The organism is Streptomyces sp. NPDC059373, from assembly GCF_042751495.1.
Classification (GTDB): domain Bacteria; phylum Actinomycetota; class Actinomycetes; order Streptomycetales; family Streptomycetaceae; genus Actinacidiphila.
The window spans coordinates 20,373-39,399 of record NZ_JBHYXC010000056.1; the positions used below are offsets into that span (position 1 = coordinate 20,373).

The 19,027-nt window shown below is 68.4% G+C and carries 16 protein-coding genes; 5 read left to right on the top strand and 11 right to left on the bottom strand.

Features of this window, described 5'->3' with window-relative positions; genetic code table 11:
• Positions 1-27: 27 nt before the first annotated feature.
• From ACFXJ5_RS37660 to ACFXJ5_RS37675, 4 genes are all read right to left on the bottom strand, one after another.
• Positions 28-846, bottom strand: a complete 819-nt coding sequence (locus ACFXJ5_RS37660; RefSeq protein WP_384641846.1) for a carbohydrate ABC transporter permease — start codon at positions 844-846, stop codon at positions 28-30.
• Positions 843-1,751 (bottom strand): carbohydrate ABC transporter permease, encoded by a 909-nt coding sequence (locus tag ACFXJ5_RS37665; RefSeq protein WP_384641848.1) that lies wholly within the window; start codon positions 1,749-1,751, stop codon positions 843-845. The genes ACFXJ5_RS37660 and ACFXJ5_RS37665 overlap by 4 nt, the downstream gene beginning before the upstream one ends.
• A 42-nt stretch (positions 1,752-1,793) precedes the next feature.
• Positions 1,794-3,077, bottom strand: a complete 1,284-nt coding sequence (locus ACFXJ5_RS37670; RefSeq protein WP_384641851.1) for an extracellular solute-binding protein — start codon at positions 3,075-3,077, stop codon at positions 1,794-1,796.
• A 255-nt stretch (positions 3,078-3,332) separates the two neighbouring features.
• The gene (locus tag ACFXJ5_RS37675) at positions 3,333-4,379 is read right to left on the bottom strand and encodes a LacI family DNA-binding transcriptional regulator (RefSeq protein ID WP_384641854.1); all 1,047 of its coding nucleotides are present in this window, start codon (positions 4,377-4,379) and stop codon (positions 3,333-3,335) included.
• 227 nt (positions 4,380-4,606) lie between these two features.
• On the opposite strand from ACFXJ5_RS37675, the gene ACFXJ5_RS37680 reads away from it, so the two are divergent.
• Complete coding sequence (locus tag ACFXJ5_RS37680) at positions 4,607-6,874, top strand: glycosyl hydrolase family 95 catalytic domain-containing protein (RefSeq protein ID WP_384641855.1); 2,268 nt, start codon at positions 4,607-4,609, stop codon at positions 6,872-6,874.
• A 61-nt stretch (positions 6,875-6,935) separates the two neighbouring features.
• Here ACFXJ5_RS37680 and ACFXJ5_RS41285 read toward each other — a convergent pair whose 3' ends face one another.
• Entirely contained in the window at positions 6,936-7,265 is a 330-nt protein-coding gene (locus ACFXJ5_RS41285) for a hypothetical protein (RefSeq protein ID WP_459254003.1), read from the bottom strand.
• A 236-nt stretch (positions 7,266-7,501) separates the two neighbouring features.
• Entirely contained in the window at positions 7,502-7,900 is a 399-nt protein-coding gene (locus tag ACFXJ5_RS37690; protein ID WP_384641861.1) for a type II toxin-antitoxin system PemK/MazF family toxin, read from the bottom strand.
• Between the two features lie 165 nt (positions 7,901-8,065).
• Between ACFXJ5_RS37690 and ACFXJ5_RS37695 the strand changes: the two genes are divergently transcribed.
• Positions 8,066-9,301, top strand: a complete 1,236-nt coding sequence (locus ACFXJ5_RS37695) for an IS701 family transposase (protein WP_384641885.1) — start codon at positions 8,066-8,068, stop codon at positions 9,299-9,301.
• Positions 9,302-9,664: 363 nt separating this feature from the next.
• On the opposite strand, the gene ACFXJ5_RS37700 is transcribed toward ACFXJ5_RS37695, so the two are convergent.
• The gene (locus tag ACFXJ5_RS37700; protein WP_384641864.1) at positions 9,665-10,258 is read right to left on the bottom strand and encodes a DinB family protein; all 594 of its coding nucleotides are present in this window, start codon (positions 10,256-10,258) and stop codon (positions 9,665-9,667) included.
• Between the two features lie 257 nt (positions 10,259-10,515).
• Here ACFXJ5_RS37700 and ACFXJ5_RS37705 point away from each other — a divergent pair, with 257 nt between their 5' ends.
• Together ACFXJ5_RS37705 and ACFXJ5_RS37710 are read left to right on the top strand one after the other, a co-directional pair.
• Entirely contained in the window at positions 10,516-11,160 is a 645-nt protein-coding gene (locus tag ACFXJ5_RS37705; RefSeq protein ID WP_384641866.1) for a class I SAM-dependent methyltransferase, read from the top strand.
• An 834-nt stretch (positions 11,161-11,994) separates the two neighbouring features.
• Complete coding sequence (locus ACFXJ5_RS37710; RefSeq protein WP_384641888.1) at positions 11,995-12,549, top strand: YciI family protein; 555 nt, start codon at positions 11,995-11,997, stop codon at positions 12,547-12,549.
• A 1,214-nt stretch (positions 12,550-13,763) separates the two neighbouring features.
• On the opposite strand, the gene ACFXJ5_RS37715 is transcribed toward ACFXJ5_RS37710, so the two are convergent.
• The 4 genes from ACFXJ5_RS37715 to ACFXJ5_RS37730 all read right to left on the bottom strand — a co-directional run bounded on the left by ACFXJ5_RS37715 (position 13,764) and on the right by ACFXJ5_RS37730 (position 18,047).
• Positions 13,764-14,060: a hypothetical protein gene (locus ACFXJ5_RS37715; protein WP_384641869.1), complete on the bottom strand. Its 297-nt coding sequence runs from the start codon at positions 14,058-14,060 to the stop codon at positions 13,764-13,766.
• A 1,047-nt stretch (positions 14,061-15,107) separates the two neighbouring features.
• Positions 15,108-15,713, bottom strand: coding sequence for a DUF6454 family protein (locus ACFXJ5_RS37720; RefSeq protein WP_384641872.1), 606 nt, complete (start codon positions 15,711-15,713; stop codon positions 15,108-15,110).
• Positions 15,673-16,464: an SAM-dependent methyltransferase gene (locus ACFXJ5_RS37725; RefSeq protein WP_384641875.1), complete on the bottom strand. Its 792-nt coding sequence runs from the start codon at positions 16,462-16,464 to the stop codon at positions 15,673-15,675. Before ACFXJ5_RS37725 ends, ACFXJ5_RS37720 begins: the two co-directional genes overlap by 41 nt.
• Entirely contained in the window at positions 16,461-18,047 is a 1,587-nt protein-coding gene (locus ACFXJ5_RS37730) for a DHA2 family efflux MFS transporter permease subunit (protein ID WP_384641878.1), read from the bottom strand. The genes ACFXJ5_RS37725 and ACFXJ5_RS37730 overlap by 4 nt, the downstream gene beginning before the upstream one ends.
• An 81-nt stretch (positions 18,048-18,128) precedes the next feature.
• Here ACFXJ5_RS37730 and ACFXJ5_RS37735 point away from each other — a divergent pair, with 81 nt between their 5' ends.
• Positions 18,129-18,797: a winged helix-turn-helix transcriptional regulator gene (locus tag ACFXJ5_RS37735; protein WP_384641880.1), complete on the top strand. Its 669-nt coding sequence runs from the start codon at positions 18,129-18,131 to the stop codon at positions 18,795-18,797.
• The last annotated feature ends 230 nt before the right edge of the window (positions 18,798-19,027 follow it).

Consider the following 19,027-nt stretch of genomic DNA (forward strand, 5'->3'; position numbering starts at 1 on the left):
GTCAGATCGGGCGGGACGGCGGTACCGTCACTTGCCGCCGGCTCCCATCAGGCCGGCGACCAGGGCGCGTCGGGCGAAGAGGTAGACGACGAGGATCGGCACCGCGGACATCAGCACCGCGGCCAGAAGGGCCGGGACGTTGGCCCCGTACTCGGAGACGAAGTTGTACAGGCCCGGCGTCACGAGCTTGGTGTCCTCGGACTGGGTCATGATCAGCGGGAACAGGAAACCGTTCCAGGCCTGCAGGGCCGTGAAGACACAGGCGGTCGCGATGGACGACTTCGACATCGGGATGACCAGGGTCAGCAGGGTCCGGGCCGGGGTCGCGCCGTCCAGGGCCATGGCCTCGTACAACTCGTTGGAGATATCCCGCATCCCGCCGCTGAGGACCAGCACGGTCACCGGCAGCGCGAAGGCCGCGGTGGGCAGGATGACTCCCCACAGGGTGTCGTAGAGGCCGAGGTCGTTGACGAGGAGGAAGAGCGGGATGATGACCGCCTGGGAGGGGATCGCCAGGCCCAGCAGGAAGAGGCGGAACACTCCCTTGGTGATCCAGCCCCGGCCGCGGACGACCGCATAGCTGATCGGGACGGCGAGCACGAGCACGATGGCGACGGTGGCCACGGCGACGACGACGGTGTTCCAGATGTAGTGCAGGAACCCGCTGTCCACCACGGTGGTGAAGTTCTCCCACGTCAGCGTGGAGGGGATCGAGATCGGTCCCTTGTCGGTGTACTTCGACTGCGGCTGCACCGCGGTGTTCAGCAGCGCGTACAGCGGGACGCCGATGATCACCAGCCAGACGAAGGCGGCGGCGCCGGCGAGGTAGTTCGGGCGCGTCCTCACAGTCCCTCCAGCGTGCTCGTCATCTTGTCGTATCCGCTGAGCTTCGTAAGAAGCACCGAGGCACCGGTGGCGAGCAGCAGCAGGAAGCTCGCGATGGCGCTCGCGTAGCCGTAGTCGTACGTCCGGAAGGCGGTCTGGTACATCGAGAAGGGAAGGATCGAGGTATCCGTGCCAGGGCCGCCGTTGGTCAGCAGCAGCACGATGTCGAAGGCCGTGAGACCGCCGATGACCATGAAGGTGGTCGAGGTGATGATCGTGTTGCGCAACTGCGGCAAGGTGATGTGGACGAACTGCCGCACCCGCCCCGCGCCATCGATCGCCGCCGCCTGGTAGAGCGTGTGCGGGATGGAGCGGGCGGCGCCCTGGTAGAGCAGGCTGTGGAAGGGGATGAACTGCCAGCTGGTGACCAGGACGAGGCAGGCGACCGCGCCCTGCTGGGTGCCGAGCGGATTACTGCTGCCGAACAACCAGTCGAACTTCGACGGCAGGCCGAAGTTGGGGTCGAGCAGCTGGCGCCACATGATGGCCGTGGCCGCCGTGGACAGCAGCAGCGGCAGGAAGAAGATCGCCGACAGGACGGCACGGTTGCGCTGACTGCCGGCCGCCCACACCCCCAGCAGGATGCTGATCGGCGCCTGCACCGCGATGTTCCCGACCAGCAGGACACCGGTGGCGAGGGTGGACTGCCGGACCTGACTGTCGCCGAGGAAGCGGGACCAGTTGTCCAGGCCCGTGAACTGCGGCGGGTTCAGCCCGTCCCAGTGGGTGAGGGAGAGGTAGAGCACCCCCACCATCGGCGCGACCGCGAAGACGAGGAAGAACACCAGCCCGGGGACCGCCCAGGCCACGCCGGGCCGCTCCAGAGTCGGAGGAGCGGCCCGATCGCGTACCCGAACCCTGCTCACGGGCCGCGATGTCGTTGCGGAGACCACGTGGACTCGTCCTTCCTACTTCTTGATCGCCGAAACCGCACTGACGAACTGCTCCGGCGAGCTCTGCCCGTTGAACAGCTTCTGGATCTCGGTGAGCAGCGGCGTGCCCAGTGTGAGGCCCAGCGCCTGGTCCCAGGACTGCGTGAAGGACGGCGCCTTACTCACGAGATCGAACTGGAACGTGGCATACGCGGGGTCGGAAGCCTTGGCGAGCAGCTGCTTGGCGTTGGTGGTGACCGGGACCTCGCCCTTCTCGATCAAGCCCTGCACGTAGCTGTCGCTGTAGGTGGTCTTGAGGAATTCCGCCGCAGTGTCCTTGGGGGCAGTGGTGGTCACCGAGATGTAGTTGGTGGGGTTTCCGACGACGTTGGCGGCGTCGCCCTTACCGCCCTCGACGCTCGGGAAGGCCACGTACCCCAGGCCGTTCTTCGCGAAGTCGGGAGCCTCACCCTGCTGGACGGCGTACTCCCACGAGCCCATCAGGACCATCGCCGCCTTGCCCTTGTTGAGCAGGGTGGCGGTGCCGCCGGCGCCGTAGCTGACCGAGCCGAAGTTCTTGCCGAAGGCGCCGCTGTCCACCAGCTCCTTGATCATCTGGGCGGTCTTGAGGACCGCGGGGACCTTCCACTGCGACCAGTCGCCACCCTGGATCTTGTCGAACAGCTCCGGCCCCGCGAGGCGGTCGACGAGGTATTCGACCCACATCAGCTCCGTCCACGAGGAGCTGGCGTTGCCGGCGAGCGCGAACGGCGTGATCCCCTTGCCCTTGAAGACCTTCACCAGGTTCTGCAGGTCGGCGTAGGTCTTCGGCGGCTCGACGCCGGCATCGGCGAATACCTTCTTGTTGTAGAAGAGGAACACCGGCTGGGTGCCGCGGCAGGGGATGCCGACCAGCTTGCCGTCGACCTTGCCCGCGGCCAGTGCGGAGGGCAGGAAGTGAGACTCCAGGGCCGTGTCCAGCGTGACCAGCTTGCCGGCCTTGACGAAGTCGTCGAGGCTGCCGCCGCCCCAGTTGAAGAACAGCCCGGGCATCTTCGACGAGCCCATGCCGGTCCGGAGTTTGTCCTTGTAGCCGTCCGAGGCGATCACGGACATGCTGACCTTGCCCTTGCCCGTGGAGTTGAAGGAGTCCACGGCCTTCTTCTGCACCGAGTTCGTCGGGTCCTGGAGCGTCCAGAAGTCCACACTGCCGGTGGGCGAGGACGTGGAGCTACCGGACGAGCCGCAGCCGGCCACGGTGACGGTCAGCGTGGCCGCCGCCGTAGCGGTGAGAAACCACCGTCGCGACACTCTGTTCATCGTTGAACACCTTTCGAGTCGGCAATTCCCTCTGTGCGGATGTGCTCACCCGGCAGGCCGTCCCGGGCCTGTTCGCGCTGAGGGATGTGGGTCGATGGCCATGACCGGCAGGTGCTTCGCGCAAGGGTTGCGTACCGTTGCTCCTGCGGCTGAGCTGGCGTCGGTCACGCTAAGCGGCGTTATTCGGCCGCGGCAATACCGGAAGGGTTTCAGTTCCGAAAGACTTTCGTGTTCCGGGGGCTTGCGGAATCGGGGTCAAGTGCGCCCGTCCTTCTCGGTCCGGGGCGAGGCAGTGGACATGCGCACGACCAATTCCGTCGCGAGTTCCCTGCGCGTCGTCGCGGGAGGCTTGCCGTCGGCCAAGTCCAGCAGGACGCGTATGGCCTCCTGACCGAGTTCCCGGAAGGGCTGCCGTACGGCGCTCAGCGGCGGTGAAGCCATGGCGGCCACCAGGGTGTCGTCGAACGACATGACCGACAGACCACTCGGCACGGCGATACCGAGCCGCCGGGCGGCCTCCAGGGCACCAAGGGCCTGGACGTCACTCGCGGCGAAGAGAGCCGTCGGCCTCTCGCTCCGGTCCAGAACGCTGCGGGCGGCGCTCAGCGCCTCGCCGTAGTCGAAGTCCGTCGAACGGACGAGCGCGGGATCGTACGGGATCCCGGCCTCCGCCAGAGCGGCTCGGTAGCCGTGCAGGCGCGCGGACCCGGCCAGCGAACTCGAACGGCCGGCCAGCATGCCGATCCGGCGGTGCCCGAGGCCGAGCAGGTGCTGGACGGCGGTGGTCGCACCGTGCCAGTTCGTCACCCCGACGCTCGGGATGTCGACGCTCGGCGCGTTCAAGGGATCGACGAGCACCACCGGCAGCCGCTGATCCAGGATCCTGTGTTGGTCCCGCTCGGCGAGAGCCGAGATGACGATGACGACTCCCGCGGCGCCCAGCGCCACGGACTCCTCCAGCCACTGGGCGATCGAGTGCCTGCTGGTCGTGCCGACGATCGTCTGGACGCCCGTCTCGGCCGCCGATTCCACGATGCCCCGGACCACTTCCAGGGTGTACGGTCCGGCCAGGTCCCGGAACACGGCCAGGATCTGCTGCGGCCGGCCCTCGTCGCTCTCCCAGGCACGGACATAGCCGTGTTCGGCCAGCAGCGCCTCGACCCGGGCCCGCGTCGCCTCGGAGACGTCGCGTCGCCGGTGGACGACTTTCGAAACGGTCGCGGGCGAGACGCCGACCTCGTTGGCTATCGAGGTGAGAAGCCCGTACTGGGCATCCCGGCGCGACCTGGCTGAGCCCGTCACTTCGGCGTGGACCTCCCTGTCGGCGTCCGCAGACTGTGCGCTGAGTGAAAATACACGCCGCCCCGATCACGCCGACCGGTGCAAAGCGTCGGAAAGCCCGAAGACCCGCGGAAATTCAACGGCATCCGACCCTACGAAAGTCTTTCGGTCGCAGAGTCGGCAACTCTTGTAGGCTCCCCCGCAGCCTGTTCGAGCCGCTCAGGCGCGTTACTTCCGGGAGGCCGGGAATGCCGGTGCACAGCATCCACGACACACAACCCGCCGACCGCTGGGAGGACGCTTTCCTCTCCGGCAACGGCGAGTACGGAATCATGGTGTTCGGACATCCCCACCAGGAACGGATCGTTCACAACCATCACCGCTACGTGCTCCCCAACGAGTCCCTGGGGATGCGGCCGCCGGCCGTCGCCGACCGTCTCGAACACGTCCGCGACCTTGTCCTCGCCGGGGAACGACAGCGGGCGCAGCGCGAGTTCTCCGACGGCAGGGAGCTGGCCTGGACGCAGTCCTTCCATCCGGGGCACGTGCTTCATGTGGACGCGGTGGCCGCAGAAGGCCCGGTCGAGCGCTACCGCCGGGTCACCGACTTCGCCACAGGCGAGGTGCGGGTCACCTGGGCCGACGGGGAGCGGGAGTGGACACGGCGCGCGTTCGTGTCGCGCACCGATGCCGTCGCGGTCGTCGAGATCACCGGTCCGCGGCTCGACCTGGCCATACGGCTCTCCGGCGACCTGCCCGGCCGCCCGCCGCAGGTCACCTTCACAACGTCCGCGCGGTCCACCTCGGACGATGAGGCGTCGCTCGCCGTCGTGGGGGCGTATCCGCCTGGTCCCGGTGCGGCGGGATTCGCCGGCGTCACCCGGGCCGTCGTCACCGGTGGCCGGGTCACGGCAGAGGGGGACGTGGTCGGTGTCGAGGCAGCGACGCGTGTGCTCCTGCTGACCCGGATGGACCGGTCGGCGCCCCTTCCCGACATTGACGTGCTCGGTGCGGCTCTGGCCGAGCTGCCCGCCGACTACGACGAGTTGCTCGCCCGCCACGCGCCGGTTCACGGCGAGCTCTACGCCCGCGCCGAACTCGACCTGAGCGTGGCCGACAGCGACCGCGGCCTCCCCGTGGGCGAGCTGATCGCCCGCGCCGACGCCAAGGTGCTCGACGGCGCGCTGGTCGAGGCGATGTTCCACTCCGGCCGCTACCTGCTGCTCAGCTCCAGCGGAGTCCTTCCGCCCCGGCTGACCGGGCTGTGGCTGGGCGAGTGGGGAGCGGCCTGGTCCGGCGACTACACCACGGACGCCAACATCAACCTCCAGATGGCCGGAGCGGTCCTCACCGGCATGCCCGAGCTGATCTCGCCGTACGCCGCGCTGATCGGCGGGCAGATCGAGGACTGGCGCACCAACGCCCACACGATCTACGGCACCCGCGGAGCGCTCGCGCCCAGCCGCACCGACGGCGAACACGGGCTGCTCTTCCACCTCGACGACGACTGGCCCTGGGCCATGTGGCTGGCGGGCGCGGACTGGCTGCTCTTCCCGCTGTACGAGTACTGGCAGGCGACCGGCGACGACGACTTCCTCGCCCGTACCCTCTCCCCCTGGCTCGTCGAGGCCGCCGTCTTCTTCGAGGACTTCCTCACCCGCGAGGACGACGACGGGCGCCTCGTCATCGTCCCGTCCTACTCCCCGGAGGTCGGCCCCAAGAACGAACGGGGCGCAGCCGGGGTCAACGCCACCATGGACATCGCAGCGGCCCGGCACGCGCTCACCACCGCCGCCGACGCCTGTACGCACCTCGGCATCGAGCAGGCCGCGACCGCCCGCTGGCGCGCACTGGCCGAGCGACTGCCGCCGTACCGCGTCGACGACCACGGGGCGCTCGCCGAGTGGGCATGGCCTGGGCTGGAAACCGCCGACGACCATCGCCACGTCAGCCACCTCTACCCGGTGTGGCCACTGCACGCCATCACCCCCGACGACACCCCCGACCTGGCCGCCGCCGCCCGCGAAGCCCTGCTGCGGCGTGGTGACGAGAACATCTCCGCGCACGGCAGCCTGCATCGCGCCCTGTGCGCGGCACGCCTGAAGGACAGCGAGACGGCCAAGGCGAACGTCCTCAAGATCGTGGGCCGGAACATGGTCTTCCGGTCGCTGATGACCTCGCACAACCCCGATCTGGAGATCTACAACGCGGACGCCGCCCACTGTCTGCCGGCCGTGGTCGTGGAAATGCTCCTCGACTCCCGGCCCGGGATCGTGGAACTCCTGCCCGCTCTGCCCCCGGAGTGGCGGTCCGGCAGCCTGCGGGGCATCGCCACGCGTACCGGGGTGAGTGTCGACGAGCTGACGTGGGACCTGACGGCGGGCTTCGCCCGGGTGGTTCTCACGTCGCCGCTCGAGCGGGACGTCACCCTCGTGTGCCGGGGTGCCGCGGACCGACGGCAGACCGTGCACCTGCTGCCGCACTCCCCCACCACGGTGACCGTCCCGCTCGCCTGACCACGAGGGGCGGGCGCACCCCTCATGCGGTCGGTCAGCCAACCTGGATGACCCACCACTGCTAGTGCCGCGCAATGATCATCCAGTGCCACCGGTACACGCCCAGCAGCACCATCGCCAGCCGCGAACTCCGCGATTCCCTCGGAACCAAGGCGCACTTCGGAGCCGACCTGGCCGTCTTCGTCACCACCACCCGATCAGCCGCCCCTACATGGACTTCGCGGTCCAGAACAACAGAGGTGGCCATCCACCGCGATCTCCGGATCAGGCTACGCAGAGTGATGACCATGCCCGCGAAATCGAAGAAGTCGTCGATGACGATGGCCCGGCGCTCGTAGCAGCGTGCCGAGTCGGTGGAAGGTGTTCTGCCGGGCGTGCGTTCGTTCGACATGCCAACTCCGGCTGGCCTAATGCTGAGCTTCCCATCCCCGCAGCCCGGCTTCTCAAAGGAACCCGACACCGCATCCGCCTGCGGAACATCTGGTTCTGCATCCCGATTCGCCAACTAGTACCCCAGCCGTAGTTCGTGATCTCGATGGTGAGGGCGCCGAGGAGACAGGTGGCCAGTGTCGATCATCTGGACGAGATCGACCACGCCATCGGGGGGCGTTGTCCGCCTACTCGAGTTCACCGAGACGTACGTAGGGCGTCCTTTATCTCGCTGAGCTTCGCGGTTGTCGCCGGGGTCCACTCTTTCGCCTGTCCGTCGAGGCGGAGGGCATCCTCGATCTCGCTGAGCTTCGCGGAGGACAGGACGGCTGCCCGCTCGATCAGGTCGTCCCGGGACATGGTGGTCAGCCACGTGCAGGGGGTGAAGCCTGGACGCGGGAATGCGAACCGCAGCACGCCTTCAAAGGGCAGTCCTTCCATGGCGCCTACTTGCACTTCGACGCCCAGACCGCTGATGTCGACGCCCGCCGGCGCGACGACCTGCATCGCCCGGATCCCGGACGCGTCGTCTGCCGACAGCAGTACGACCAGCCGCCGCTCGTCGAACTCGACCCACCAGACTTCGCCACGCTGCACATGTCCTCCTGACACAGGACGGCAGGCGAACGCTGCACGACCTGACACGCTGCGGAGACGGGTGCGGCCACCGTTGATCATCGGTGTGTGAAGACAAACGATCACGCGGTGGCCGCAGGTCACAGCGTAGACCCTGCCCGCTGGCAGGAGGCGTTCGAGGGCCTGATGAGCCGGATCGCAGGCCGGTTCACGCGAGTCGAACCCCGGCGCAAGGCCGGTCGGTTGGTGCTCGGGTTGCTGTCGGACCTGCCGCGCAAGAACTGCTGGACCATCGCCGAGTGGGCCGGGGAGGCCACCCCGGACGGCATGCAGTACCTGCTCGGGCGGGCCAAGTGGGACGCCGACCAGGTCCGCGACGACGTACGCGGCTACGTGGTGGAGCACCTGCACGACGACCAGGCGGTTCTGGTGGTCGACGAGACCGGCGACGTGAAGAAGGGCACCGGCACGGTCGGCGTCCAGCGCCAGTACACCGGCACCGCGGGCAGGATCGAGAACGCCCAGGTCGCCGTCTACCTGGTCTACGCAGGCCGGCGCGGGCACGCCGCGGTGGACCGGGAACTGTACGTTCCGCGTTCCTGGACCTCCGACCCCGACCGCTGCCGCGCCGCCGGGCTAGGCGAGGAGACAGGGTTCGCGACCAAGCCGGAGCTGGCCGCGCGCACGGTCACCCGGTTCCTGGACGCCGGCCACCGGGCCGCCTGGGTCGCCGGTGACGAGGTCTACGGCGGCAACCCGAAGCTGCGGACCGCACTGGAGGAACGCGGGACCGGCTACGTCCTCGCGGTGGCCTGCTCGCACGAAGCCACCACCGGCGCCGGGAAGTTCCGCGCGGACGCCCTGGCCAAGAAGGTGCCCAAGCGGGCCTGGCAGAAGCCGTCCGCAGGAGCCGGAGCCAAAGGCCACCGCTTCTACGACTGGGCCGCCATCGACCTCATCGACCCCCGGCCCGGGAGCCGCCAGTTACTCATCCGCCGCAACCGCAGCACCGGCGAACTCGCCTACTACCGCTGCTACTCGCCCGCACCGGTGCCGCTGACCACCCTGGTGCGCGTCGCTGGATCAAGGTGGCGGGTGGAGGAGTTCTTCCAGTCCGGCAAGGGCCTGGCCGCCCTGGACGAGCACCAGGTCCGCCGCTACCCGTCCTGGTCCCGCTGGGTCACCCTGGCCATGCTCGCGCACGCCTTCCTCGCCGTCGTCCGCGCGGACGAACGCGACCGCCACCCCGCACCCGACGCCCTCATATCGCTCACCTGCAACGAGATCCAACGGCTGTTCATCACGCTCGTCGTCCAACCCCTCCACGACGCTGTCCACCGGCTCGGCTGGTCCGACTGGCGACGCCGCCACCAGGCCCGATCCCAGGCCAGCCACTACCGACGACAAGCCACTCAGGCATGAAGATCACGAACTACGGCTGGAGTACTAGCGTCCGGCAAAATCGCCAACCAGAAATCGGCACACGCCCGGTACCTTGACTGCTCGGCGACGGGCTCGCCAACTATGAGTCTTGGTCGCAGCCGGCTGGGAAGGGCACGAGTCGGCGACGTACAAGGTGATGGTGACCCCGCAGGGCCCGCTCTACCGCGGGTTCCGCAGCATGTCAGATCGTCTGCTCGGCAAGGCCGAGCACGATCGGCCCCGAGTCGGACCTATGACCTGCGGCGACCAGTTCATTTGAGACGTGAGGATGCCGGGAATCTCGGGTGATGTGGTCCTCGACGGGGGGATGCCGGATGCCGTCTCAGGTGATCTGGTCCGACCCTACGTGTCTCGGTCGGCTTCCTGAGCTGCACGCTCCAGCCGGCTTCGATAGTTCTCCCACCACGCCGAGTCGCCCGGCGCCATGTTGTCGTTGCCCTTGTCCATCCCCACGGCACCGTCTATGAGTTCCCGGATGATATCGGCGTGCCCGGCGTGCCGGTGCGTATCAGCAATCACGCGCACGACTGCATGATGCAACGTCACCTCGTCCCTGCCGCCTGGCCACCACGGCACTCTGCCGATCGTGTCCAGCGCCAGCGCGTCGATCGTCGCGTCCGCGTGCGCCCACGCCCGGCGGTAAAGCTCCACGATGTACTTCCGTGACTCGTCGGCGGTGGCCCACATGTCAGCGTTGGGCTCAGCACCGTCTTCGAGCCAGGGCAGCAGCTCGCCGGACGGCCGCCCGAAGGTGTCGCCGAGGTAGCCCAGCTCCACGCTGGCCACGTGTTTCACCAGGCCCAGAAGGTTAGTGCCGGTCGGCGTCAGCGGGCGGCGGATGTCGTACTCCGAGAGCCCTTCGAGCTTCCACAGCAGGGCATCGCGGGCGGACTGCAGGTAAAGGTGAAGGTCAGCCTTGGGATCCGATGCGGTCATAGGGCCAGTCTGCCGATCGCGTGATGACTGTCCACCGTTTTGTCCACCGCTCGCGGCGAACCAGATCATCTGAGACGACGAGCGAATCGGACCAGATCACTTGAGACAGGGGCCGGATCGACAGAGATTCCCAATCGAGTTGTCAAGGTCAATCGGACACGCATCGTGGTTCATTTGGAACGCCACGTAATTTCCCCCCGCAGGGTCAGTCAGCCTCCCCGCCCAGTTGTCAGATCACTGGACTACTGTGTCGGAGCATGAATCCGGACGGCTGGTTGGCGGACACCCGCACCTCATACGACACGGTCGCGGCCAGCTACTCGGACCAGGTGCGCGAGGCTCTGGGCGGCGAGCCGTACCTCCGGGCGGCGCTGGCACTGTTCGCCGACGCGGTCAGTGACTCCGGCGGTGGGCCGGTGGCGGACGTGGGATGCGGACCGGGCCACATCACCGCCTACCTGCACAACCTGGGCGTCGACGCCTTCGGCATCGACGTCTCCCCCGGGATGGTCGACGTGGCTCGGAGTGAACACCCTGAGCTCCGGTTCCAGGTGGGCTCGATGACGGCTCTCGACCTCGCCGACGAGTCGATCGCCGGTGCGCTCGCCTTCTGGTCGTTGATCCACGTCCCCGATGAGGCGGTCCCGACGGTCCTTTCCGGCTTCAGACGGGCCCTGCGTCCTGGTGCACCGCTGCTGATCGGCTTTCACGTGGGTGACGAGTCGCGGCTGAAGACGCAGGGCTACGGCGGCCACCCGATGAAGGTCTACGTCCACCGGCGCCGGCCGGCCCAGGTGAGCGCCTGGCTGCGCGAGGCCGGATTCACGGTCGAGACCGAGATGCTGCTCGACCCCGAGGGCAGTGCCCCAGGAGCGATCCTCTTCGCACGCCGTCGTTCATAGCGGTCAGGCCGCTGCGGAATCGCCTCGGGGTGGGTTGAGTTCGAAGGTCCGGTTGTCCCGTGAGTAGTACGGCTTCTGGTCGGCGACCCGGTCGATTGGGATCAGGCCGCCGTTGAGGATCGCGTGGGCCAGCCGGGCGGCGCGGCGGGTGGCCGCGGTCAGGTCGGGCGGCCGAAATGCGCTATGGCACCCGCGGCTTGGGGCGCCGAAGTGGGCCCTCGCCTTCGCACGCCCAGGCCGGGAGCCAACCGGCCGCGGGGGGGGCCGCCCATGCCTGGCGGCAATCCACAGCGGCGCGTCAGGTCGCGCCTCGCAAGGCAGGGATCTCACCGGCAGTCAGGCGAGCGAGGTGAGGGGGCGTCCAGGCGGGCAGCGCCCTCCTGTGCGACGGGCCGCAGAGCGGGCAGACCCACTGGCGATGATTTTGAAGCCGGCGCGGTCGAGGGCGCGGGAGACCGCAGTGGTGATGGTCCGCGCCCACGGGGACCGCCTGGACTATCTCCTGCTCGCGGATTCAGTCCATCCCCACGTGCGCGGGGAGCACCCTTGCCGACCTGCGACGCTTTCCCGCGTCACGCTATGGAATTCGGTGTTCCTCTGGCCGGCCTGTGAGCTGGGGTGGAGGGGGTTGGGGATGGCCGGGGGATTACTCTCCCGGAGTGGCCCAGCCGACATGGCTGGGTCTTCCCGCTTCGATGCGGCCTGCCTGCGTTCCACCCTTAGTGCCTGTGTTTGAGGCCTACACGACAAAGAAACGTTGCCTCGGGCGGTTGCCTGCCGATGGGCCATAAGTCTGTCGCACTACCTCCGCGCATGGTGGTAAAGACTGCGGGCATGGAGTTCTTCTTCTACCACCGCGATCGGCCCGGCTCCGTGGCATTGCGCAGCGAGTTGCTGGAGGAGCACTGGTCCTACATGGACCGGTACGCGACGGAGATGATCGCCCGCGGCCCGACCCTCGCCGGCGACGGCGACACGCCCACCGGCAGCGTGCACATCGTCGACCTGCCAGATCCCGCCGCCGCCCGCGCGTTCGCCTTCGACGAGCCCGGCTATCAGGCCGGCGTGTACCGAGACGTGCTGGTGCGCCGGTGGAGCAACATGCTGGGGCGCACAATGTGGGATTTCCCCGGTGGCCGGACCGATGGCAACCGGTATCTGGTGCTCGGCCTCAGCTCGGGGCAGGCGGCCGACGACACCACCGTGCCGCCCGGCTGGGACGAGCTGATCGCATACGGGCCGCTGCTGTCCGACAACGGCGCCACCTGGCTGGGTACGGCGGCACTGGTCCGGGCGCCGGACTCGGATACGGCACGCGCCGTCCTGACCCCTGGCCGGTACGCCGACATCGAAGTCCACAACTGGCAGTTCGGCGGGCGGCCGTCATGAACCGAAGACGTCCGGATAGCGCCGAAGTGCGTACGGTGGCCGCATGGGGAGGAACGGACCGCCCCGGCCGCCGGCTGCTACACCTGGAACCCGGTCGAGGAGTTCGCTTCAGTGCAGGGACTCGAAGCCGATAGGACGGTCACCGGTACTCCCAGAGATTTTCGCGGGAAACTACCCCATTTCTCGGGATTTCGACAATTCTGAAGGGTTCCAGGGCGCGAACTCACCGGGCTGGTACCGGTGATGGCCTTGTCGCGCACTTCGGTTCGGGAACCCGCTCCGGATTCGCCTGCCGGGATGTCGCGGGCGAGGTCGGATGATGCGGTAGATGCGGCAGATGCGGTAGATGCCATCCTCGGTGCAGGATGCCGGATAGGTCTGGGCGGCCCGTTGGGCGAGGTCACGCAGGGCAGCGGGAGTCTTGCGGAGTTCGGTGAGGCGCTGGTTGATCTCGTGGAGGTGCTGGTCGATCAGTGCGGTGACGTGGGTGCAGGGGGCTTGGCCGCTGTCGCGCAGGCGAGGACGGCTTGGATCTCGGCGAGGGTGAGTCCGGCTGCCCTGTGCGTCGCGGATGAAGGCGGGTGCTGACAGGGACATCGGTTCGAACGGCTGCGTTATGTTCGGTCCTTGGCGGACTTCGCGCTGTGTTGGCGCAGCCAGGACAGCAGGTCGGTGTTGACGGCGCAGTTGGCGGCTCCCGGGCGATCAGCTCGGCAACCGCTGTCTCACCGCACGCCTCATTGAGTGGCCGCAGCGTTGTGGGTTGCGAGCCGCGCCCTCAGTTCTTCATGCGCCGTCAGCGGTCGCAGGTTCTCGGGCCTGACGTCCCACTCCCGCCCGCCCCTGGGCGCCCACAATTGGATGTACGGGCCTATGTGCCCCATCACGACGCCCACGCGATCGCGGACGCTGTCCTTTGCCAACTGCCCTACCCCAGGCGTCTCGTCTGTGCTGCCACGCTTCTCGCCTTGTCCATGCCCCCGTGTCGGAACGCGGGCGGGACGACCGGGGGAAGCCGCCCCCGCCCGCGTCCACGGACGCCCAGCACGGGGGGAACTGGGCGTCCTACTTTCTACAGCGTCACAGGCGGCAAATGTGTCACAGCTGTATATCAAGGGCCACATCCCCCAACTTCGCTGTTTCATCAGACGTGCCCATGTCTACCGAGAAAATTGAAGCCCTGGTCGGCCCGGACGCTGATCGGCGGTTGGGAGTCAGGCGAGCGCGGCGGCGCCGTCGGGCGGGCCTTCGGGCAGTTGCAGGGCGATGGCCCCGCCGGGCGGGCAGGGCTTGGGACGGCGTGGTTCGCGCACCCCCGCCCCTCCGGGGCCGGCACCGCCTCCGCCGGGGCTGGGGCAGGCGGGCGCTAGCCGAAGCGCCCGTAGCGAGAATGCGGCCCAGACAAGCGCGACCGTGGCGGCGGATGTACCGGTGGGCAGCAGCACGCCGGTGATGGCTCCGCCGATCAGCAGCCCGGCCACGACCGCTGCCGCCGCCGCGGACCAGCGCATGCAGCTGCGGTAGGTAAGCACGGTGCGCCCGAGCCGTACGACGCTGCGCGGGCCCTGCCAGGCGGTGCAGGGGCGCCGGCCGCAGCGTAGGCAAGACGAGCAGCGGGCAGAACGGGAGGAACGGGAGGAACAGTCTTTGGCCACGTGCGGCCTCCACTCCACGACGCCGAGGCGAGTGCTCTCCACTGTGGGCCCGGGCGGGTCGGCCGGGCAACTGTCTGGGGAATGAACCTGGCGAACAGGATGGCAACGAGCGGTGGGTGCTCAGTCCGGGACGGGCACGCCGGGCGGGTCGAGTGCGGCGAGGTGGCGCCGGCCCCGGCGACGCTCAGGCCGAACAGGTCACACAGCCGGCGCAGGTCGCCGGTGGCGAGGAGTTCGTGGACGATGCGGTCCTCGCGCAACGCCTGCGCGGAGACACTGGACCCTGGTGGCCCAGACGGTGCCCGTCGGGCCGGTGTGGGTGGCGGTCTGCCCGTTGATGAACAGGTGCGGGTTGGCGATGTTCGGCAAGCGGCGGGCGCGTTCGTCGAGGTAGGCGGCCAGTCGTGGGCGGACCGGCCCGGCAAGCGGGATGATCCGCCCGCCGAGGTAGGGGCGGCCGTCGCGGACATCGGTCTGCAGCAGCTGGCGCAGGTCGGCGACGGCCAGGGAGCCCTCTCCGCTCCTCGCCCCGTCCGCGGCCGGCCTCTCAGCCCGAAGCTCGTACGGCGGCCGAGCGTCACTGGCGCGGATTCGCCCTGCCGTGATCACCGTCCACGGATCTCCGGCAGAGGGACGTGCACGGATCAGTTGACTGGTGCCACCGGCCGCGTCGGCACTCGTCCGCCACGGCCTGACGCCGCCGGTGTTGCTGTCTGTGAGGACGACGTGGGCACCTTCTGCGGGCTGTTGAACTACCAGGTGCTTGGAGTCCGCGACGGCGGAGGCGGAGCCGAGTTCGCGGCCGACTCTCCGCTGGGCGGAGGACAGGGTGAACTGCGCGTGCCCCGCCGGGTGCAAGCTTGTGAAGGCTCGACCCGGCGTGGCGGCGTGGCGGCGTGCTGGTTACGGGGCCGGGGTGACCATTGCCTGGTAGGTGAGGATCTCGGTGCCGTTGCCTTCGTCGCCGTTGTCCGGGGCTGCCCACATGGTGAGCTGGTTGCCGTTGGCCGCGAGTTTGCCGGGGTTGCGGGTGGCCACGTGGCCGGCGGTGGACCACTGCTGGAAGGGCACCTCGTTGAGTATGTTGTGGGTGCGCAGGTCGACCAGGCTCAGGCCACCCAGTTCGTAGACGGCGTTGGTGCCGCCGGCCGTGTTGGTCTGGGGCAAGTTGGTGACGCCGCCGCACAGCATCTTCGCGCTCGCCACGTACTGGCAGTCCTGGTAGTCGATGAAGGACTCCGGGGTGTTCCAGTCGGCGATCTGGCGGCTCTGCTTGTTCCATTCGTAGAAGTGGCGCGAGCCCCAGTTGTTGCCGATGAGGTTGCCGGTGGTCTGGTCGACGACGATGCCGCCGAGGGCATCCCCGTTCGCCGGGGCCGCGTAATGTCGTGGGCACGCTGGGTCCAGAGCGCCGGCGCAGGGCCTCGTTGTCGCCGTGCGCCGGCCGGCAAGGGGAGCCGGCTGTGAGTCAGTCGGCGTCCTTGGTGAAACAGCCGCGCCAGACTTCAAGGGAGCCGTCGGTGAGCGCGGTGGTGTAGTTGATGACGCGGGTATAGCCGTCGTCGAGGAGCATCGGGAGTGCGGGTCCGGCGGGCAGGCCGTTCGCGAAGGTCTTGGCGATCCAGTTCTGGACCCACGTCGACTCGTTGGTCCATTCGGCCGCGGCGAACCCCGCGTCCTTGACGCAGGCGAGCAGTGTTTCGGCGGACACGACGAAGCTGTCGGTGCCGTCGAGTGACCAGGGCATGGGCCAGGGCAGGTCAGCCTGGTGTGGTTGGCAGACTTCCCAGACGGCCAGGCGCGCGCCGGGGGCGAGGCGTTCGGCGATGTGACGGAACCAGGTGGTCTTGTCGCGCACGTTCATCTGGACGTGCATGGTGAGTGCGGCATCGAAGGCCGGACCGGGCTGGAAGTCGGCGATGTCCCCCGCGTGGAACTGGACGATGTCGCTGAGTCCGGCCCTGGCGGTGAGGTCGTGTGCGGCGTCGACGTAGGCAGGGGTGATGTCGACGCCGACGACGTGGTTGCCGGTGCGGCGGGCGATCTGGCGCGCGGGTCCGCCGAATCCGGAGCCGACATCCAGGACGACATCACCGTGCGCAAGGGCGAGGGTGGGGATGAGCAGTTCGACTGCGTCGGCGCCACCGATGTGGAACTGGTCGAGGTTGTCCAGGGCTCCGTCGGCCGAGGCGTCGAGATCGCGATGGTCGCTCAGGAGTCGGTCGATGCTCTGGTTGACGGCAGTTTCTCCGTAGGTCATAGCACCGGGTCCTTTCGATCGCTGGTGGTGTCGGCCGACTCAGCTGGTTGGTGTTCCGGTCCGGGTTGCTGCGGGGGTTGAGCGGGCAGGAAGACGCCGGCGAGCAGCGCACCGGCGACCGCGACGACTCCGGCCACGACGCACCCGACACTGAGACCGTGGTCGAAGGCGCCGATCGCGGCCTGTCGTACGACGTCGGCCGCGGCGGGCTGGCCGTGGGTGGCGAGCTGGCTGGAGACGCCGAACGCTGCCCCGATGGACTGATGGACGCGGTCCGTCAGTGCAGGGGGCAGTGCCGCAGGGAGAGTGGTGTTGAGCCGTGCGTCGTACAGCGAGGCATACACGCTGCCGATGACCGCGACACCGAGGGTTCCGCCGAGCAGGCGGGTGGAGTCATTGACGGCGGACCCCACGCCGGCCTGGCCGGCTGGGACTGCTCCCATGATGGACTCGGTCGCGGGCGCGGAGGTCAGGCCCATGCCCAGACCGTAGACGACCATCTGGATGGCGATGATCCCGTAGCTGAGTGTCGGGGAAATGTCGCTGGCGACCCAGAAGTAGAAGATCGCCTGGAGGGCCAGCCCGGCGGTGACGATCGCCTTGGTGCCGGCACGGACCGCCAGCCGTGTCCCGAGGGTCGATCCGACGGCAACGGAGACCGCGACCGGCAGCAGGTGGACGCCGGTGGACAGGGGGCTGTACGTCCGGACGAACTGGAAGAACTGCGTCATCAGGAAGATGAACCCGAACAGGGTGAAGAACGCGATCGTGACCGCGGCGCTGGCGGCGCTGAAGCGCATGTCGCTGAAGAGCCGCACGTCGAGCATCGGCTCGTCGGCGCGGCGCTCGCCGACGATGAACGCGATCAGCAGGACCACGGCACCGGCGAAGCCGGCGAGCGACGCCGCTGATGCCCAGCCACGGTCCGGGGCCTCGATGATGGTGTAGACGAGCAGCCCCATGAATCCGCCGGACAGGACAAGGCCCAGGAAGTCCAGGCGGTGCCGGAGGGGGTTCTGCGACCTGGGGACGAACCATGCCACCAGGGCGATGACGGCCACTGACACCGGGCCGAGGGTGTAGAAGATGCTCGACCAGCTGTAGTGCTCGAGCAGGAAGCCGCCCACGATCGGCCCCAGCGCGATGGCCATACCGGCCGTCGCACCCCACAGGCCGATGGACAACGCGCGCTCCTTGCGGCTGGTGAAGACGCCGGTGAGCAGTGAGAGTGTGGCCGGGAACGTCATCGCGGCCCCCAGACCCATCACGGCCCGGGCCGCGATCAGCTCGGCCGGGGTGTTGGCGTACCCCCCGACGAAGCTGGCCACGCCGAACACCAGCAGACCGGCCATGAGCATGCCCTTGCGGCCGAAGCGGTCGGACAGACTCCCCGAGGTCAGCAGCAGGGCGGCGAACACGAGGTTGTAGGCATCCACAACCCATTGCAGCTGCGCGGTGGAGGTACCCAGTTCACGTGTCAGCGTCGGCAGCGCCACGTTGACCAGAGTGGTGTCGAGGTTGATCACGAACGAGGCCGCCAGCAGTGCGGCGAGCACGAGCGGTTTCGACGGTGCACGAGTCATGGTGGAAGACTACGCCCGTATGGTTGATTTTTTCTACTGCTTGATGTGGAAAATAAACCACGCACAGGCTAGGCTTGGCGCATGCGGAGCTACGGCCAGTACTGTTCGATCGCCCGGGCCCTCGACGTCGTGGGGGACCGCTGGACACTGCTGATCGTCCGGGAGCTGCTGCTGCAGGGCCCGTGCCGGTTCACCGACCTGAAGAACGGGCTGCCGGGCGTCGCGGCGAACCTGCTGTCGAGTCGCCTCAAAGAACTCGAGGCCGCGGGACTGATCACTCGCGAGGACGCACCGCCGCCGGTCGCCACCGTCCTCTACACCCTGAGCGAGACGGGTATGGCGCTGGAGCCGGTGTTGAAGGCGCTGGGGCTGTGGGGTCTGCAGTTCATGACTGTCGAACGGCCGGACGACGCGTTCCAAGCCCAGTGGCTGGCCTACGCCCCGGCGTGGTTCACCACCGACGCCGACCCCGACGCCCCACCCGCAGTCATCCAACTCATCGCGTCCGACGAGTTGGCGGTCATCGAGCTGCGAAGCGGTCAGATCCACACCCGGCTCGGTCGCGCCACCGACCCGGACCTCGTCCTGGACGGACCACCCCGTGCCGTCCTCGGATTGCTCAGCGGCATGATCGATCTCAAACGCGCCGGCCAACTTGGTCTGTCCGTCCGTGGCCGACGCGACCTGCTCACCCGTCTCCGCCCAGTCGCGCAGGACCGGGCGCGCACTCAGGACGAGGCCCGCCAATGAGCGGCGACGCCGACCTGTCGGCCATGATCGCGCACGTCGATGTCCGGATCCGACGCCACGTCCTACGACACCGGCGTTTGGTACCTGACTGAGTCGTACGCCACGGCCGAGGCCGCCCTGGGGCACTTCCACCAGTCGGGCAGAAGAGGTCCCGGGGGCGGGGGGGCGCCCGCCAGGCCGCGCTGTACGCGGAAAAGCAAAATGGGCCCCCAAACTAACCCGCCTATATC

Bases quoted from the DNA above. Each gene is read 5' to 3' on its own strand.
- ACFXJ5_RS37715 (WP_384641869.1), bottom strand. From the start codon at position 14,060: ATGCGCTGGTCCGCGGCGGCGGCAGCGGTCGTGGCCGGGCTGCTGATC.
- ACFXJ5_RS37700 (WP_384641864.1), bottom strand. From the start codon at position 10,258: ATGACCGCATCGGATCCCAAGGCTGACCTTCACCTTTACCTGCAGTCC.
- ACFXJ5_RS37725 (WP_384641875.1), bottom strand. From the start codon at position 16,464: ATGACCTACGGAGAAACTGCCGTCAACCAGAGCATCGACCGACTCCTG.
- ACFXJ5_RS37695 (WP_384641885.1), top strand. From the start codon at position 8,066: ATGAGCCGGATCGCAGGCCGGTTCACGCGAGTCGAACCCCGGCGCAAG.
- ACFXJ5_RS41285 (WP_459254003.1), bottom strand. From the start codon at position 7,265: ATGTCGAACGAACGCACGCCCGGCAGAACACCTTCCACCGACTCGGCA.
- ACFXJ5_RS37730 (WP_384641878.1), bottom strand. From the start codon at position 18,047: ATGACTCGTGCACCGTCGAAACCGCTCGTGCTCGCCGCACTGCTGGCG.
- ACFXJ5_RS37710 (WP_384641888.1), top strand. From the start codon at position 11,995: ATGGAGTTCTTCTTCTACCACCGCGATCGGCCCGGCTCCGTGGCATTG.
- ACFXJ5_RS37680 (WP_384641855.1), top strand. From the start codon at position 4,607: ATGCCGGTGCACAGCATCCACGACACACAACCCGCCGACCGCTGGGAG.
- ACFXJ5_RS37670 (WP_384641851.1), bottom strand. From the start codon at position 3,077: ATGAACAGAGTGTCGCGACGGTGGTTTCTCACCGCTACGGCGGCGGCC.
- ACFXJ5_RS37705 (WP_384641866.1), top strand. From the start codon at position 10,516: ATGAATCCGGACGGCTGGTTGGCGGACACCCGCACCTCATACGACACG.
- ACFXJ5_RS37735 (WP_384641880.1), top strand. From the start codon at position 18,129: ATGCGGAGCTACGGCCAGTACTGTTCGATCGCCCGGGCCCTCGACGTC.